The organism is Barnesiella sp. An22 (assembly GCF_002159975.1).
GTDB lineage: Bacteria > Bacteroidota > Bacteroidia > Bacteroidales > Barnesiellaceae > Barnesiella > Barnesiella merdigallinarum.
Window position 1 is genome coordinate 55927 of the sequence record NZ_NFJR01000012.1, and the last position, 18360, is coordinate 74286.

15 protein-coding genes are annotated in these 18360 nt (G+C 51.9%); 11 read left to right on the plus strand and 4 right to left on the minus strand.

Going from position 1 to position 18360, the window contains the following annotated elements; all coding sequences use genetic code 11:
* Positions 1-134 precede the first annotated feature (134 nt).
* From B5F38_RS11165 to B5F38_RS11230, 11 genes are all read left to right on the plus strand, one after another.
* Entirely contained in the window at positions 135-5120 is a 4986-nt protein-coding gene (locus B5F38_RS11165) for an N-6 DNA methylase (protein WP_087409339.1), read from the plus strand.
* 908 nt (positions 5121-6028) lie between these two features.
* Complete coding sequence (locus B5F38_RS11170) at positions 6029-6436, plus strand: hypothetical protein (protein WP_087409340.1); 408 nt, start codon at positions 6029-6031, stop codon at positions 6434-6436.
* A gap of 37 nt (positions 6437-6473) precedes the next feature.
* A complete protein-coding gene (locus tag B5F38_RS11175; RefSeq protein ID WP_074704948.1) occupies positions 6474-6980 on the plus strand; it encodes an SLOG family protein in 507 nt (168 codons plus the stop codon).
* Between the two features lie 426 nt (positions 6981-7406).
* Positions 7407-7820 carry a single-stranded DNA-binding protein gene (locus B5F38_RS11185; RefSeq protein ID WP_074704953.1) on the plus strand — a complete coding sequence of 138 codons (414 nt, stop codon included), beginning with the start codon at positions 7407-7409 and terminating at the stop codon, positions 7818-7820.
* A 111-nt stretch (positions 7821-7931) separates the two neighbouring features.
* Positions 7932-8390 (plus strand): hypothetical protein, encoded by a 459-nt coding sequence (locus B5F38_RS11190; protein WP_074705075.1) that lies wholly within the window; start codon positions 7932-7934, stop codon positions 8388-8390.
* Between the two features lie 457 nt (positions 8391-8847).
* Complete coding sequence (locus tag B5F38_RS11200) at positions 8848-9099, plus strand: hypothetical protein (protein WP_074704956.1); 252 nt, start codon at positions 8848-8850, stop codon at positions 9097-9099.
* Between the two features lie 45 nt (positions 9100-9144).
* On the plus strand, positions 9145-10896 hold the full coding sequence (locus tag B5F38_RS11205; protein WP_087409341.1) for a ParB/RepB/Spo0J family partition protein: 1752 nt from the start codon (positions 9145-9147) through the stop codon (positions 10894-10896).
* Positions 10897-11357: 461 nt separating this feature from the next.
* The gene (locus tag B5F38_RS11215) at positions 11358-11870 is read left to right on the plus strand and encodes a DUF4313 domain-containing protein (RefSeq protein WP_074705078.1); all 513 of its coding nucleotides are present in this window, start codon (positions 11358-11360) and stop codon (positions 11868-11870) included.
* A gap of 620 nt (positions 11871-12490) precedes the next feature.
* A complete protein-coding gene (locus tag B5F38_RS11220) occupies positions 12491-12769 on the plus strand; it encodes a hypothetical protein (RefSeq protein WP_074704964.1) in 279 nt (92 codons plus the stop codon).
* Positions 12770-12780: 11 nt separating this feature from the next.
* Positions 12781-13053 carry a hypothetical protein gene (locus B5F38_RS11225; RefSeq protein ID WP_074704966.1) on the plus strand — a complete coding sequence of 91 codons (273 nt, stop codon included), beginning with the start codon at positions 12781-12783 and terminating at the stop codon, positions 13051-13053.
* Positions 13054-13092: 39 nt separating this feature from the next.
* On the plus strand, positions 13093-13467 hold the full coding sequence (locus tag B5F38_RS11230) for a hypothetical protein (protein ID WP_074704969.1): 375 nt from the start codon (positions 13093-13095) through the stop codon (positions 13465-13467).
* A gap of 255 nt (positions 13468-13722) precedes the next feature.
* Here B5F38_RS11230 and B5F38_RS11235 read toward each other — a convergent pair whose 3' ends face one another.
* The 4 genes from B5F38_RS11235 to B5F38_RS11250 all read right to left on the minus strand — a co-directional run bounded on the left by B5F38_RS11235 (position 13723) and on the right by B5F38_RS11250 (position 18358).
* Positions 13723-15258 carry a Fic family protein gene (locus B5F38_RS11235; RefSeq protein ID WP_074704971.1) on the minus strand — a complete coding sequence of 512 codons (1536 nt, stop codon included), beginning with the start codon at positions 15256-15258 and terminating at the stop codon, positions 13723-13725.
* 17 nt (positions 15259-15275) lie between these two features.
* Positions 15276-15473, minus strand: coding sequence for a helix-turn-helix transcriptional regulator (locus tag B5F38_RS11240; protein ID WP_032935219.1), 198 nt, complete (start codon positions 15471-15473; stop codon positions 15276-15278).
* A 207-nt stretch (positions 15474-15680) separates the two neighbouring features.
* Positions 15681-17867, minus strand: coding sequence for a type IV secretory system conjugative DNA transfer family protein (locus tag B5F38_RS11245; RefSeq protein ID WP_087409342.1), 2187 nt, complete (start codon positions 17865-17867; stop codon positions 15681-15683).
* An 8-nt stretch (positions 17868-17875) separates the two neighbouring features.
* Positions 17876-18358, minus strand: coding sequence for a hypothetical protein (locus B5F38_RS11250; RefSeq protein WP_074705083.1), 483 nt, complete (start codon positions 18356-18358; stop codon positions 17876-17878).
* Positions 18359-18360: the final 2 nt, after the last annotated feature.

An 18360-nucleotide genomic window follows, 5' to 3' on the forward strand; every position in this document is an offset into this window, starting at 1 on the left:
TCTTCCTCTCCCTTGTCGAGCGTATTTTTCCGTTCAGCCTTGGCCGATTGTCCCCGCCACCTTTCGCAAGCAGAAAAATAATCCCTACGGTCGCGAACAGGCCGAACAGAGGGATAAAAAAACAAGGTTAAATTATGAATTACAACAAACTGACATCACTGGTGGCGAACGTGGAAGCCATAGAAACAGCAGTGAACATCCACGTGCAGGGCAGGACAGCCACGACAGACGAGAAAGAGATATTATCCCGGTACTCCGGCTTTGGGGGTATCAAGGAAGTGCTGAACATCGGGACGGACAACCCCGTTACGGACAACATGGCAGAGCCGCTGAACCGTCTGGAAAAGGCATTGCGGACATGGACGGGCGAGGATGAAACCATGTACCGCACATTGATAGAAAGCATAAAGGCGTCCGTCCTCACGGCTTTTTACACGCCGCAGTTCATCGTGGAAGCGGTGGCACGGCAGATACACGACACGTTCCAACAAAACGGCCTGAAAATGCGTTCATTGCTCGAACCGAGTGCGGGAATAGGCGGTTTCCTGCCTGTGGCAATGCCCGGCACACACAGCTACGCCTTTGAAAAGGACTGCATCACGGGGCTTATCCTCTCGCTCCTGCATGACGATACAGACACGGTAACGGCAGGGTTTGAAACAATCGGGGAACAGGACTTTGAACACTCAAAGTTCGATGTCATAGCCTCCAATATCCCGTTCGGTAATTTCAAGGTGTTCGATGCCGACCTGTGGAAGAAAGGCGGTATCTGTGAACAGGCCACCAAGACCATACACAACTACTTTTTCGTCAAGGCTATGGAACTGCTCGCCGAGGGCGGACTGCTGGCGTTCATCACGTCAAGGGGCGTGGCCGATACGCCCGGCAACAAGTTCGTGCGCGAATACCTCGTGAACCATGCCGATTTGATAAGTGCCGTCCGTATGCCGGACACTCTTTTCATACAGACAAGCGGTATCGAGGTAGGCAGCGACTTACTCGTATTCCAGAAACACACGCACAAGGCGGCACTCTCGCTGCGTGAGAAGATGTTTTTGCAGGTCGCCAAGGAAAAGGCCGACACGGCGGGAACCATGACCGAACCCACGAACAGGCTTTTCTCCCTACCGAAGACCACGCTTGCCACGGGCAGCCGCATAGTGACGAACCAGTACGGAAAATATGTCCGCAAGTATCAATGGCTGGGGGACGAAGCCGCCATGTCTCAATATCTCTCCGCACTGCTGAAATACGACTTCAGCCGGTTTTTCCGCAAAAGCCTTTTCACGGGCGGCGGTCAGGACGGACAGCACACGCAGATGTCCCTTTTCGGCGGTGTCGCCATTGAACGGACGGACAAGGGCAGACGGGCTTACACGGGCACGCTGGAGGGTTGGATGAAAGACGGTGCGATGGTCGTGTTCGAGGGACAGGTGGGCACGCTCCGTTTCCGTAAGTCAAGCCATTACAAAGAGGTGGCTACCGACTTTGTGCCGGTGGACGATGGCAAGGTGAACATCGAGAGGGCAAGCGACTACTTCCCCATACGCAAGGCGTATTTTGATTTGTCAATCAAAGAGAGGGAAGAACAAGAGGAACAGCCGCAGTTACGGGCTGAACTGAACGCCCTCTACGATGCCTTTGTTGCCAAGTGGGGCTGTTTTCACGACAACGACAACAAGGAGTTTATCATGCTTGACAGTCTCGGCACGGAAGTGTTCACGATTGAAATGCAGCTCGGCAGGGACATCCTCAAGGCCGACATCATGCGTGAGCCTGTGGCGTTCAAGAAGATAGACATGACACGAAAGCTGACGCCCAACGAGGCACTGGCAAGCAGCCTGAACTTTTACGGCCATGTCGATATGGACTATATCGGGCAGGTTACGGACATGCCCGAAGAAGAAATCATCGGCGCACTGAAAGGCGAGATATTCTACAACCCCGCCAGCGGAGAGTGGGAATACAAGAGCAAGTTCCTCGCCGGGAACGTCATAGCCAAATGCAAGGGCATCATCACCTGCCTGCAAGACCTCCCGGACAGCGAGAAAGAATGGGCGGAAACCTCCGTAAAGGCTCTTGAACAGGCCACGCCAGAAGCGATACCTTACGAGGAACTCGACATCAATATGGGTGAAAGATGGATTGACACGAAGCTGTACGCCGACTTCGCCACCGAACTTTTCGAGACGGAAGCCGAGGTGATGTATTTCGACGTGAACGACACCTATGTAATGCGCTTGCAGGGGTATTCCCCCTTGGCCTACAACACCTATTCCGTGCGCAGCTGCAACGGCGAGGACTTGTTTGTACACGCCTTACACGACACCGTGCCGGAACTGACGAAAGAGGTTTACCGTAACGGGGAGACGGTGCGTGTTCCGGACGATGAAGCCATACAGGAAGCCGCAGGCAAGATACAGGAGATTCGGGAGCGTTTCAACCGTTGGCTCGATAACCAACCCGTGGAAGTACGGGATGAACTGGTAAGGGTGTACAACGAGCGTTTCAATTGCTACGTGAGACCCGCCTATGACGGTTCGGCGCAGACCTTTCCGGGACTGACCTTTGAACAGTTCCCATATGACGACCTCTACCCCTCGCAAAAGGACGCTATCTGGATGATTAAGCAGAACGGCGGCGGTATCTGCTGGCACGAAGTCGGCACGGGAAAGACCATGATTATGTGCGTCGCCGCCTATGAAATGAAACGCCTCGGGCTGGTGCAGAAACCGCTCATTATCGGGCTGAAAGCCAACGTACACGAGATAGCAGAGACATTCCGCAAGGCGTACCCTATGGCAAAGGTTCTCTATCCGGGCAAGGAAGACTTTACCTCGGCCAACCGCAAAGAGGTATTCGCAAAAATCAAGAACAACAACTGGGACTGCATCATCCTCACGCACGACCAGTTCGGCAAAATACCCCAGTCGGAAGAGACCATGATAAATATTTTCATCGAAGAACTCGCCGACACGGAGCGCAGCCTTGAAGTGCTGGAGCAGTCCACCATGCGTTATCGAAGCGGAAAAATGCAGAAAGGACTGGAGAAAAGGAAGCAGAACCTTAAGGCCAAATTGCAGGAGCTACGCATGAAAATCAACAGCCGGAAAGACGATGCCGTGGATTTCCACACGATGGGCATAGACCACATATTTGTCGATGAATGCCACTACTATAAAAATCTCATGTTCCAGACACGCCACACGAGGGTAGCCGGTATCGGCAACACGCAAGGCTCGCAGCGGGCAATGAACCTGCTCTTTGCCATCCGTGACATCCAATACCGCACGGGCAGGGACTTGGGGGCTACGTTCCTGTCGGGTACGGTGGTCGTGAACGCGCTGACCGAGCTTTACGTGATGTTCAAGTACCTACGTCCGCAGGAACTCCGAAGCCAGCGTATCAGCTGCTTCGACGCTTGGGCGGCGATATTCACCCAAAAGACAACCGACTACGAGCTGGGCGTGACGGGGACAGTGAAGCGCAAAGAGCGTTTCCGTACCTACATCAAAGTGCCGGAACTGGCGATGTTCCTGCGTGAGATAACCGACTACCGCACCGCCGACATGATAAATCTCGACGTGCCGGAGAAGAACGTGCGTTTCTTTTCCAACCCTCCGACCATTGAGCAGGAGGAAATGATAGGGCGGCTCATGGCCTTTGCAAGCAGCGGAAAATGGGAAGACTTGGGGCTGGATATACCCGAACCGGACAATCTCGACAAGGCGAAAATGCTTGTGGCTACCAACGTGGCACGCAAGATGTCCCTCGATATGCGCCTGTTGGGCGACAAGTTCAGAGACGATGAGAACAACAAGGCCTCTATCTGCGCACGGACGATTTACGACTATTACGTGCGCTCCAACGCCAACCGGGGTACGCAGTTCGTCTTTTCCGACCTCTCGACTTACAAGCCGGGCGAGTGGAACATCTATAGCGACATCAAGGACAAGCTGGTAAGGCTCGGTATTCCCGCCGATGAAATCCGCTTTATCCAGTGCGCCCAGACCGAACGGGCGAGAAAGCGGCTCTTCGACGACATGAACGCAGGCAGGGTGCGTGTGCTTTTCGGCTCTACCACCATGTTAGGCACAGGAGTAAATGCCCAACAGAGAGCCGTAGCGGTGCATCATCTTGAGATTCCCTGGCGCCCCGCCGACATGGAACAGCGCAACGGCAGGGCAGTACGCAAGGGCAACACTGTGAAGTTCTGGGGCGACAACACCGTGGATGTGGTAATCTACGGCACGGAAAAAACGCTCGATGCCTACAAGTTCAACCTGCTTAAAAACAAGCAGATGTTTATTAACCAAATCAATAACGGCACGATTGCCGTGCGCCGCATGGACGAGGACGCAATGGACGAGAACAACGGTATGAACTTTGCCGAGTTTATCGCTATCCTCTCCGGAAATACCGACCTTTTGGAAAAGGCAAAGCTCGACAACAAGATTATGCAGCTCGAAAAGGAACAGGGCATTTTCAAGAAAGAGCGCATCCGTGCGGAACGTAAGATGAACACCGTGCAGGAGGAAATACAAAAAGCGGACGACATGGCGGCACGCATGACACGGGACATGGAGTACATCGCCTCGTACACGGGAGAACGCAGGACGCTGTTACTGAACCTGCCGCAGGCCACAGTCGAAGAGACCGGACGGGAGCTGCACCGTATCGCCAAGACCTACCGCAGCGGAGCATACGGCACGATAGGCACGTATGCCGGGCTGAACCTGCTCGTGCATAGCGAGTACGGCCTTGACGGGGTATTCGAGCGCAATACATTCCTCGTGGAGGGGGTAAGCGGACTGAAATACCGATGTGGAGTGTCCGGCGCGTTGCCGCTGGGATTTGCGGAATCGGCACAATATCCGCAGAACACGCTCGGCAGGCTTCCGTCCATGATTGACGAACAACGGAGGAAGATGGAGAAAATGCAGAAAGAAATACCCGCCTTGCAGGGTATCATCGCCCGCAAGTGGGACAAGTCGGACGAACTGGCAAGGCTCAAACAGGAGTGCAAGGAGCTGCAGCAGCGGATTGACGAGAGCCTGAAAGAGACGGAACAGCCGCAGATACCGGCTTCCGAACTCGAAATCACCGACAAAGCGGCTTAACCATAATTCATATTTTAACCGTTCCCTCTGCATGGTCGCGATGACCGGGCAGGGGGATTTTTTTGTGACAAACGCCAAAGGGCTGTTTGTCCTCGTGATACCCTTTTTACACTCAAGGCCAAAATTGTCCTTTCTCCTCCTGGCAAAGCAAGGGTTTTGAGATTTACCCGAAAAATAGCAAAGTAGTCCCTGCCAATTTTCCGTCCCTTCCTTTTATATATTCCTCCGGACGGCTTTCCCACCCGAAATCAGCGGAATGTCTGTGCCGCAGCCCGCTCTGCATTACAAGATACGGGGAGGCAAAGGCGGACAAACGCCGCCCGGCACGTGCTGTTCCATGTCGGAGCTTCGGCACGCCGAAACAACGCGGCATTCCACGGCATGTTCCGGATCGGCATGATGTTTCTCCGTCCTTTGCTGTTCTCCCTACCGTATCTTTCCATTCCGGGCCGGCTGTGGCAGGGGCAAACGGGACACATCCGATTCCATGACGGGCAGAGACCCGGCACGCCGGAGTTTTTGCCTGTCACAGAATCGGAAGAGTCCCCCTTGTGTTTGCCCCGGCAGACCCTTGCCAGACCCGCCCGGCCGTACCTCAATCCTCCCTCTTTTACATACCTTTTATACACATCCTGTCTATCCCCTTATACCGTCTCCCGAGTGCTTCTTTCTGCTTGGCAATGCCGTCCGGATTTGTCGGACGCAAAGGTCTGTCATCGTGTCTTAATCGTCCGGACTAAAATGTATTTCTTGCAAATTCTTCCTCTTGCAGAGCGTAATTTTCAAGAAAGACCGGGCATATAAGACCTTCCGATGACGGTATCTCGGCATCCGCAAAATCCCGGAACGGCAGTACAAGAGCCGAGAGCAGGGAAAATAAAGAAACAGAACTTAAAACCGATATGGCAATGGCAAAGAAAAAGGAAAGGAAAAAGACCTACAAGTTTATCGAGAAGCTGATAGACAAGGTGACGACCAGCAAGAGCAACAACACGGAGTTTGTCTGTTACGGGCATCTGGTGGAGCTGTTGAGCGGCACGGAAGATTACGTTTCGGTCACGATATACAATACCGATGACCGCTACGGGGGAGGAATGGCGGACTTCGATTTCGACTACCTCACCAAAGAACTCCATTTTGTCAGCTCCGAGGGCAAGGCACTGACAGAGAAGATTATCGCCACATTCAGGATGTTCTATTCTCCCCGGCGCATCCGTGTCTCTTACGATGAACTCGAATACGAGGACGAGGACACCACGTATGAGTATGACGAGACGGACGAATACGTCCCGCCTGTCAAGCATCTGAACAAATGACGGGATTATTAACAGTAAAATCAAGACAGACAGCATTATGACTACAAATTTATTGAAATCAAATTCACAGGGCGTGCCGTCGGCAGCCTTTACAGGACACAGGCACATCCCTTACGTCAAATACCCGCAAATCAAAGGTCGGCTGAAAGTGGCTATATACAATGCCTATCTGCAAGGCATCCGCAACTTCCGGTGTGGCATGGCGGTAGGCTTTGATATGCTTGCGGCAGAAGCCGTACTGGAACTGAAAGAGCAGTTGCATGACATTTCCCTGTCGGCAATCGTACCTTATAGAAACCAAAGTGAACGCTTCGCTCCGTCCGCACGGGAGAAATACAATGCCATTTTGGAAAAGGCAGACGATGTGAAGGTACTTAGCGAGGATTATTACACGGGCTGTTTCCATGAAAGGAACGACTATATGATACGGCACTCATCCCTGCTGATAGCCTATTTTGACGGAACCCCCAAAGGAGGGACATTCTACACATGCAACAAGGCCGCAGCCAAAGGGGTGCCTGTGAACAACCTCTATATTCCATGATACTGCCTGTGGGTGAAAGGTAAAAAATCCTTTCATCCACAAGACGCCTGCTCTCCTTTTATAAACCGGTTCTCACTCTAATCCGTCATCCCCATTTTATCCCGTTATCCTCCCTTTTCTATTATCTTCCTATCATCGCTTATCCGGCCCATTCCTGCCGTTTCCGGTTGGGTTTCCAGACGCAAATTTGGACTGCCGCGCTTGATTCCGTCACTTTGAAGTGCATTTCCTGTAAAATTCTTCCTCGCAGGGCGAGCGTAATTTTCCGGAAAAAGCGTCGGAAACAGCTTGTTCGCCAGTCCCTGTAAAGCATCTGTAAATCCCAAGCGGTTCAGGCATGAAAAGAACCGAACAAAGGGATAAAAAACAAAAGGCATTTTAGGTAATGGCAGGACTAACCACCTTGCCGCAAAACATTTTCAGTTTATGTTATACGTTCACACCATTGGCCGCATCGGCAAAGACAGCCAGGTCATCACAGGAACACACGGCTCATTCATCGCTTTTGATATTGCCGTGGAGGATTATTCACACGGGAACAGTGTTACCACTTGGGTAAGGGTACGGAGCAAGAAAGAGAACCACATCCGCCTCTCCGAATACCTGACCAAAGGACGGCTCTTGCTCATTGAGGGAACGCTTTCGGCCTCGCTTTGGAAAGACAAGGACGGGAACCATCAAATCCAGCTCTCCATTGCGGCAGACACGCTGGAGTTCATCAACACAGGTAAACGGGAAGGCACGGCTTCCGACACGGCCGACACGACGGACACCGCAGGCGAGGTCCCTGAGCCTCCTGCCGACGCACCGCAGGACGACAAGGATGACCTGCCGTTCTGATAGGGAGCGTAACGGGGTGTTTGGAAAAAGACAGGGGGTGAGGGTACTCCTCGCTTCCCGCCTTTTATCCGACAATAGGAAAAACAGATGTTTCACACGAAAAACAAGACGATGGACAAGAAAAATCACAACACGACCGGACGCACGGAAAGGCTGGTCGAAAAATCCCCGATGGTTGTCAATGTCAGGCGGGAAATCATAGATGTCCTGCGGATAACGAACAGGCGTTTCATGTATGACCCGCAAACGGGGGTTTTACTTTTAGGAGATGAAACATACGGCAAAAGCATCCGCAGCTCCCATGCACAGGAGTTCCACGACTCCCAAGCGGGAGGCCGTTTTGATGACTATCTGCGCGGGTGGGTCGGCATATCGAGGCGATACCCCCGTGGGATTGTTCATTTTGCCCCCGCCGTCAGCATGGAACAGTTCGACAGGGGCTTCGACACGTTACTGATGTTCGCCCGGCTTGAGGGCATAAACGGCGATACCGTAGTCAGGGGATTCTGCACCCTGCCCGAAACAAAGCTCAGCGGGATATTGCCTGCCACCCTCAAAGAAGGTACTTGACAAGCAGGGGATGTTACTCCTGCGGTGGGTGCCCGGTTATAAATCCACCTGCCGGTGATTCCTTTTATACCTCTTCCTTTCCCTCTTCTCTTATACCTTGGTTGCACCTCCTTATTCTTATATATAACCTTATCCGCCCTTTATAGCTTTGCTCTTATATCTCTGCCTGTCGGCCATCCACCCTTTTCTATCCTCCCCATTATCGCTTATCCGGTCCATTCCTGCCGTCACCGGTTGGTTTTCCAGACGCAAATTTGGACTGCCGCGCTTGATTCCGTCGCTTTGAAGTGCATTTCCTGTAAAATTCTTCCTTTTTGCGAAAGAGTAATTTTCCGGAAAAAGCGTCGGAAATAGCTTGTTCGTCAGTCCTGTAAAGCATCTGTAAATCCCAAGCGGTTCAGGCAGGAAAAAGAGCCGAACAAAGGGAAAAGAAAAAACAACTCAAAATTAAAGAGATATGGACAAAATTAAATTGGTGGTTTTCAACGAATACGCATTGGGATATATCATGCCCGAACAGCCCGACAAAGTTTGTACGTTGGCTGATAGCGTACTGCGTGGCGCACCCTTCCGGGTAATGAACGAACCCTACTACATAGGGTCGAAAGATACCGTCAGACTGGCAGGAAAGCAGGACTTCGAGACCTTTCGGGTACTATTCGACGGGTACGACAATCCGCAGGAGTACGAGTTTGACCCCAACCGATAGAAAGTGATTGCAATATATTTATAAACCGTTAAAATTAAATGAATTATGGAAACAACGAACAACATTCAGTCAGTAGCAGAGAGAAACATCACGATGGTAGCATTGGCGAGCATTCAGCCGAGCAGCTACAACCCACGCAAGAACTTTGACGAGGCGAGCCTCGCCGAGCTTGCCGAGAGCATCCGTCAGCAGGGCGTGTTACAGCCTATCGGGGTGCGCCCCATTGCGGACGACCGCATGGAAATCGTGTTCGGAGAACGCAGATGCCGTGCCTCCCTCATGGCAGGGTTGAAAAAGATACCGGCTGTCGTCATGGAAATCTCGGACGAGACAGCCGAAGAAATGGCGGTAACGGAGAACCTGCAACGCAAGGACGTGACGCCCATAGAGGAAGCGAACGCCTACCAAAAGCTCATAGAGAGCGGTCGCCACGATGTGCAGTCGTTGGCGGTGCAGTTCGGAAAGAACGAGAGCTACATCCGCACCCGTCTGAAATTCGTCTCATTGATACCCGAAATCGCCCGACTTCTGGAGCAGGACGAAATCACAATCAGCGTGGCAAGCGAAATCTGCCGTTATGGCGAGGATATTCAGAGAGAGGTGTACGAGAAGCACCTCAAAGAAGATGTGAGGTTTAACAGTTGGCGAGGTCTGAAAGCCTCCGAGGTGGCAAAGAATATCGAACATAATTACACGACCGACCTTGAACGTTATTCGTTCGACAAGACACTCTGTCTTTCGTGTCCCCACAACACCAACAACATGATGTTGTTCTGCGAGGACGGTTGCGGAAACTGCGCCAACCGTACATGCCTTGCCGAAATGAACGCCTCGTACCTTACAGAGAAAGCCGTGCAGTTCGTGGAACAATATCCCACCGTGTCGCTGTGCCACCAAGAGTACAACTACAACGAGACGGTAGTGGAACGCCTTACCGCTATGGGTTACGAGGTAGCGGAACTCAAGTGCTACGCCACCGCATACCCCGAAACACCCGTAGCCCCCGAAAAGGAGGATTACGACACCGCTGGGGAATACGAGGAAGCCTACAGGGAGTACGAGCAGGACTTCAGCGACTACATGGAGCGGTGCAAGACTATCCACGAGCAGGCGGAAGCAGGAGAGATAACGCTCTATATCCGTATCGAGCAGAAAGAGATTGTACTCTGCTACCTGACGAATGCCGCTTCCAATGCGAACGGAACGGACGGGACAACCGAAAAACCGCTTTCTCCCGTGGAGAAACTCGACAAGCAGGACAAGCGCAACAAGGAGATAGCCCTCGAAAAGACCGTAGAGGACACCAAGAAGCAGATTTTAGAGGTGGATATGTCGGACACGAAGTTCGGGCAGGACGAGGACAAGATGATTTATTTCTTCCTGCTTTCCTCACTCCGCAGGGAACACTATGCCGAGGTAGGCATTGAGAGCGAGGAAACCTACCACTACCTCACGGACGAGGAAAAGATGAACATCATCGCCAACCTCACCGCCAAGCAGAAAGCCGTTATCCGCAGGGATTTTCTGATTGCCAACTTCAAGGGCGCATACGGCAGTAACGCCATTGCCACCCTCTTGCTTGACTTCGCCGAGAAGCACATGCCCGAAGAACTCGCCGTTATCAAGAACGGGCATAACGAGGTGTACGAGAAGCGACACCAACGTATCGAGGAAAAGAAAGCCGTCCTGCTCGTGCAGGAACAGGCGAAGCAGGAAGCCGTAGAAGCGGAGGACGCACAACCCGAAGAACAGCCACAGCCCCAAGTGGAGCTTCAGACGGAAGAAGTCGCAGCATGACCCATGCGGACGAGCCAAAGGCGGGACGAAGAAATCCGTCCTGCTTTTTTTGCACACAAGCACCCTTGACGGAGGGGCGGCGACCTTTTTTAGCTGCCGCAGGCACTCCTCTTTTTTATCCCTCTGTTTCCCCTTTATACCGTTACAGCTTCGCCGGAGGCTCTCTGCCCGTCGGGACCCGCTTTTTCCGCCGCAAAGGTATTGCCCCGGAAGCACACCCAAGTACCGCTTGCGCTATTTGAACATAATTTTCCGGCAGCTTTTCCGATTTACAATCGTCCATATCTCACGGACGCTCGATACCGCAACGATAAAATTCCGCCCAAATTCCTTGTTTGTTGTTTCCTTTTAGGCAATCTTTGGATGCGCGTAAAAATCAGATCCCTACGGAAGAAGCCTTCAGGCTTCCGAAGAGAGGGAAAAATAAAAACAGGTGTTCAACCACTAAACAAATGAAGAATATGGAAATTCAATTCGTTATCGTTCGTTCGGAAAACAGAGAGTATTTGTGCTACAAGGCAGAGGACGTGTATGTGGATGTCAGCAACCCCATGATGACCTTTACCGACGGTGAGGATGTCTTTGAAACCGTAGAGCCGGACTGCTCCCTCATGCGGAAAGAGTACGAGTTCAAGGGCGAGCGGTTCTACCTTGTGCCACGCCTCTACGGCAATGGCTGGCTGGCGCTCACGCTGGCAAGCGTGGAAGATGAACAGGAGTATATCGTGCTGTCCGTCAATCTGGAGGAAATGGACGCACTCGGTTTGCCCAACCGCACATTCTTGGATGTGAACCATTACCCGGAAGCAATGGACTTCCTGATTGCAAACGGGCTGGCGACCGATTCTGGGTACAGGCGCAGAAGCGGTTTTGTGGAATACCCGATGGCAACGCTCAATCTGCCGCTTCTTTACCGGCATAACCCGCAGGTGTTCCAAAGAGCCAATATCGAACAGTTTGAATACGAACCTTAAAGGGACGGTACAGACACGGATAGGGGACGGAAAAATCCGCCCCTGCCTGTAATATTATATAAGGTATATCCGACAGGCACGTATATGTCCGTGCCCTCCTTGATAGCACTGCTGTTCCTCCCTCTTTTAGCCTCCGTTTCCTCTTGTAATATATAAAGTCGGCATTAGAACGAATCTATTGCCGGCTTTATATATTCATCCGCCTTTTATGTGGCTATCCCTTATATGCCCTTGCCGTCCAGTGACTTTCCGCCCGGTTTGTTCCATAATTGGTATATTGCTATTTATCTGCAAAAACAGCAATAATTATCCATATATAGATACTTATTTCCTCTTTTTTTATCCCACCGTCCGCCCGTTGTAGCTTTTCCCGGGTTCTGACACCCCGTGTCGTCCCCTGTCTGCTTTTAGGATGCGAAGGTTGGCTGACGCGCTCAATCCCGTCGCTTTGAAATGCATTTCCTGTAAAATTCTTCCTTTCCGTGAAAGAGTAATTTTACGGAAAAAGCGTCGGCATGAGCTTTTCCGTCCGCCCGTTTGAGCATCCGTAAAACCCGAACGGTCCCGACAAAGGGAGCCGAACAGAGGGAAGAAAAAACAAATCAGTAAAATTTAAGACAATGGAAAAAGACATTAGAGAAAGCAGAGAGTACCGCCTCGCCAAAGACTGGGAAATGGCGGTAAACAGTTTCAGTTTCAATCCCGAACGCTTTGCGGCGGCAATCCCCGACATGCACCCCACGCTCCAGCAGAGCCTCTATCGCCTTATCAAGGCTTGTATCAAGGTTATGGCGGACGAGACACGCCGCTACGACGACCGTAACAGGGCGTCGCACGAGGAAGCGAAACAAATCATGGAGTTCCTGAATGAAAACGGGCGTAACATCCCGTTCATATAATACATACGGCTATGAGAACACAGGATATTCAATTCGGCGGCGACACGTTTGTATGCCGCATCGTGAAATCGAACGAGGGCGAGGACCTCCTTATCGGTTCGACAAAGCTGCTCGATGCGCTGCATCCGGGCAGCTTCGAGGACGAGAACGAAGGCTTTGCCTGCAAAGAGGCGGAACAGCTATACGACGAGGTTTTCTTCTTCACAGACAAAAAAACGCTCCGGCTTCCGGACAACGAACTGGTCGCCGAACTCAAGGAGAGCAATCCCGAATGGTTTGACTAAAGCAAATCACAATCAATAATCATCCAAGAATAAAAAGTTATGGAAAAAGAGTATGTAATGTATGTCGCACAGACTATCTGGGAACAATTGTTATCCCTAAATCCCGCACCCGTCATCATGTCGTGGGGCATCGAAGAATTTGCAGCCACCACATACAGGGACTTGCCGGCACTACGCATCAAGGTGAACGGACGCCTGCACACCGGATATGTCATCGTGGTGCTCAACGGCTCCGACTATTATGAGGTGTATCTCCAGAAAGGCTTGAAGGTGGAGTGTATCAGCGAAGAGGTATGCTTCGACGAGCTGGGAGACGTAATCGACCGCGCCATCGAAAGAGGTACCGACCAAGCTGAGTACGACCGCTTCTGCGAGCGGGAACGCGCTCTCTTATTGAGCGGACAGTCAGCCTGAACACCGCCGGCACCCACAATCCACGCCGCCCGTACAGCACAATAGGGGCGGCGTTTTCGTTTGCGACCGATAGTGACGAATGCAGGATGTCCCGTTATAGTCCCGAGATAACCGGGAGAAACACCACCTTATTCTACAGATGTCGGACATACACACATGAGATGATGTGCATTATTTAGGCTGCAGCATATATCCGTTACTTCTTTTTTATCTCCCTCGTGTCGCACCATACCGGTTCCTTTCATCGCGTACCGGCTATTCTTCTGCCGTCACATACATCTGGTTACGGCTTGTCGGGTTGTCCGGCTCCGTCATTTTTAGCATTCCTGCGGCAAGCATCGGATTGATATAGACATCCATAAAATTCTCTCTGTTTTTCAATCCCACCCGTTGCATGATGTCAAATAAGGATTTCGGCTCGACACAAAACGTCAATATCTGCTCCTTTCTCAATTCTTTCTTGTCGGGTTTTCTTGTCGGGTTTTCTTGTCGGGTTTTCTTGTCGGGTTTTCTTGTCGGGTTTTCCCCAAGTTGCATGGTCAGCACCACGTAGTCCGGTCGCGTTGCCTCCGTAACGGTAGGAATCGGCCAGCCCAACGACTGCCATCCGCTTACGATTTTATCCACGCCGCTGCCGGCTTTCTCGGCACGTCCGAGCAACATGAACATTTTTTGCAAGGTCGGATTGCGGCAGATACTACGCCCTCCCTCGAAATACTGTTGTCGGGAAACCAGCATCATGCCTTGATTCATGAATACGAGGCTGTCGTCGGTACGCTCCACGATGATATGCCCCTGTGCATTGACGTCTTGGTGGACGATGCAGTTGATAAGGGCCTCTCTTACGGCGTCATGGGCAGGCGTCTCTTCCAGACGAACACCGTCTTTCATCATGAACGGACGGGGCAGCGCCTGTATCAGGCGGTTATACACCCTTACATAGAACTGGTAGAGGTTGGCTTCCCACAAACCATCCGGATAGATACGGTGCGTCCACCTCATATCGGGGTTGTCGGTCGCGACACGTTCCCGATAATCCACGAAATACATCGGGTCGCCCGAACGGTTGATAATGCTGTCGTACTTGCCGAACATCAATAGACCGGCCAGCGTGAATCCCTCTTTCCCGGTTTCGTATTCCGTGGCGTATGCCCCGGTCTTTTTCAGGAAATCCATGTCGCTGATTCCCACCCACGGATGGGTGGGCTGCAAGCTGGCGAGTGTCTGACGGTACTGCTGCAAGGATTCCTTGTCTATGTCCCGCTCGAACTCAAAGCCCACGAGAATACGCCCGTCCTGCGGATGACGGTCGTGGTCGGCATCCGCGAACATACGCCTTACCTCCGAATCGTTACACAGGTAATCTCCCTCGTGGTTCCGCCGGTAAGTGTTCCCGAACGGATTGGTGCTGATATAAACAGGGCGAAGCTCGTAGCTCGCGCGGGGGATGTCGCATATCAGGATGTACGACTCCTCGATTCGCTCGATTCTTACATCCGATTCACGGGGCAGGCAAACGCTTACTTTGCCTTTGTTATGGGCGCAGTCCCAAAAATTCTTCTTGTAGCGGATAATGGTCTCTTCCGTCAGTCCGTCAAAGAAGAAACGGTTGTTCTTCTCCACCACACCAAGCACGATCGTGCCGCCGTCAGTGTTGGCGAAGGCCGAGTAACTTTCCCAGAAACTGCCGGGAAATCCCCCGCGTGCCGATTTGAACTCCACTTCCGAAGTCTCGCCACGGCCAATCAGGGCGCGGATTCTGCCCTCTATATCTGTTGTATGTTCTGCCATGATGAATATAAGTTTAATTAAGGGCGTAACAGTTCCCTGCGGCTCACGTTGAGCAGTTCCGCTATCCGGGAGAGTGTATGTAAATCAGGCTGGCAGGTGTTCGTACACCACTTCGATACGGTAGTCGGATTTACACCCAGTTGTTCGGCCAGCCACACATTGGTTTTCCCTACTTCCGCCAATACGGCTTTCAATCGGTTTATCTCCTTTGTCATTTGCATATAAATTGTTACTGAATGCAAAGATAATGCTTTTTGCCGGTTCTCGGGCAAAATGATGGCATGACATAGCCATATTTTCTGATTATCATGTCGGTTTTTGAGATTCAACAGGTCCTGTATGCCATATTCGCATCAAAATCGGATATACCGTAACTGCCATTACAGTCCTGTTACAGCCTGCAATGGCGGTTTCGTTTACGCTTATTTAGCGTTGCGCTTGTTCTGCACGTCCTTTATCATCTCCTTCACGTCCTGACCCACCTGTACAAAATTCTTGTACAGAATGCGTTCCCGTTCGTCCCTCGATTTGAAAGTGTAGAACTTCGGCAGCGGCACATACGCCGCTTCCTCTTTCTTTATCTCCCTCATGTCGAAATCCGTCTTGCAGAAGAACTTCGAGGTCTTGAACTCGTCCGCTTCCTGAATGTTCATCGAACCGCCCATGCCGGTTTTCGTCTTGATGAAATCCCTTGCCGTCTGGCCACATATCCAGCCCGTCGGCATATCCGAAATCTTCGATGCCGGCACGAGGCTGTCCATGTTCTCGTTCAGGTTGATACTCGTCTTGTCCCGGTCAATGGTCACGCCCTTCTTGATTTGCACCACCTTACCGAAGATGTCGCTCGACAGCCATTCCAGTGTCTCTTTCGCCCGCGCCGAACCGCTCACCACGTTACCGACGGTCGTGATAATCTTCTGCATACCCACCTTGCCGTAGTCGGCCTCCAGCTGCGGCAGCTCCTGAAAGCCGAGCGTCACGCTCACCTTGTTGCTTCGCGCCGTACCTATTAGTCGGTCAATCTTGTGGAAGTAAAGCGTGGGCAGCTCGTCCACGATGATGCTCACCGGGATATTCTTCCCTTGCCCCGTATTCACACGGGTAACGAGACGGTTCAATATCAATGCGTTCAGTGCCCCGATGATTGATTCCATCTCCGGGTCGTTGGCTATCAGCAGGTAACTCGGGTTCTTCGGGTCGCTCACCTTCAGGTCGAAGTCATCCCCGTCCTTATGGAACACCCAGTAGCTCTCCTTGGTCGCCAGTCGGGACGTATAGACACGCAGCGTACCGATCATACCTTCCAACTGTTCCATCGCCTTGTTTTTCAGTGCCGTCTGGAACGGGCCGAGCAGCGGTGCCACCTCGTTGTCTGTCTCCAGCACCTCGAAGATGGTCTGGTAGCTCTCGTTCAGGAACGAGAGGATGTGCGGCATGTCCGAGTATTTCCCCAGCCAGTAGGCAGGTTCCACGATGTTGCCGCCTTCATGGTCGCGCACGATGCCTGTCGGTTTCCAGAACTTCGTCTGCGGGTCCTGCCGCTTCTCCGCGTACAGCATGTTGCCGTCCTTGTCGTAAGGTTCCTTCTCGTAGTTCACGAAGAAGTAGATGCAGGCGGCGAGGAAGTTCACCGCCGAGGTCTGGAAGAACTGGTCCGAACCTCCGCCACCTTCCTTCTTACCCTTCTGCAGGGATTCCAGCAAGGTCTCTGCCGTCTCGCTCGCCGCTGCGAGGTTGTTGATGTACTTCGCCTGAATCGGGTTCACCCTCCGGCTGTACTCCACATCCACGAAGTTGATTATATTGAATTTGCAACCTTCGGGTATCTTGCCCAACTTCTGGTTTTTCTTGTAGTGGTAGTACAGTTTCGTGGCCAGTGTCGGAAATTTGTAATCATATACGACCATCGCGAAACCCTTTGCGCTGTGCTGCCGGATGAACGGCTCGATAAGCGAAAATGTTTTACCGCTGCCCGGAGTTCCAACTACCCATGTGCCACGAAAACAGTTGGTTATATTCACGAATCCTTTTCTGAATTTTCCCTTGTAATAGTATCTCATCGGGATATTCACGCTATACTGGTTTTCTATCAGTTCCTCGCATTGTTCAAAACTTTCGTTCTCCAAGTTGAAGCGGTCTTTCATCAGTCCCTCCTTGAGGAACTTCGATATGTTGTCCAGTGCGATATGCACGAGGATGACTCCCGCAAGGGAGGCGACCATGTAGAAGATGATGTTCAGCGGCAGCGTGTACAGCCGCATTTTCATCGGATAGCCGAACAGCCATACCGACAGCACCAGCAGCGCGAAGCCGCCTACAAGCGGGTACAGCACCTGCCGCCGGGCATCGAACTCCAGATGTTTCTTGGCCCTGGTGCCGATACAGGTGATGCAGATAAGCAGTACCGTGGCGACCTTGCTGTACACCAGGTTGCCGTCGTTGTAAATCATCCACCGCTTGATGCGCCCGTGAATGTCAATCAGTATGCCGCCCCAATGGTCGAGTACCGCCGGGTCGATGGCATACTCGAAAAATTCCATCAGCACGGAGATGTAAACGACCGCGCGGAATATCTTGTAGAACCCTTGTAACTCCTTGCTCTCTTCCATGGCCGTAATCAGTTCTTTTTGATGCCCCAGAGGACATGGATGTGAGGTCGGTGTATGCGGTCGTCTTTTGTAAGCTGGCAGACATGGGTAACCGCATATAGCGGTTCAAGTCCCATAGGGTTATCTATTATGGAAGCCCGCATTTCCGCTGTAAATGTCTCAAGGAACTTCCGTATGGCATCATCGGGGCCGTCGGTCATGAAGTCGATGAAGTCGTTGAACAGCTCTTCATTGATGTAGTAGATCTGGCCTACAAAAATGTCATGGTAACGTTCGATGCGGCTGTTCCATTCCTTCCGGATTTCTTCCCTGCGCTTCTTTACGGAGGAAAGCCTCTTGCAGCATTCCTTTCCGTCATCGAGGAATATGAAATTTATGAAAACTTCCTCCGGCGGCAGGCATTTGCATCGCAGCAGATACCCGAAAAATCCTCTGTCCGGATGTGCTATGTCCATATACTGTGGTTCCTTGAAATCTTTGATTCCGTTCATAG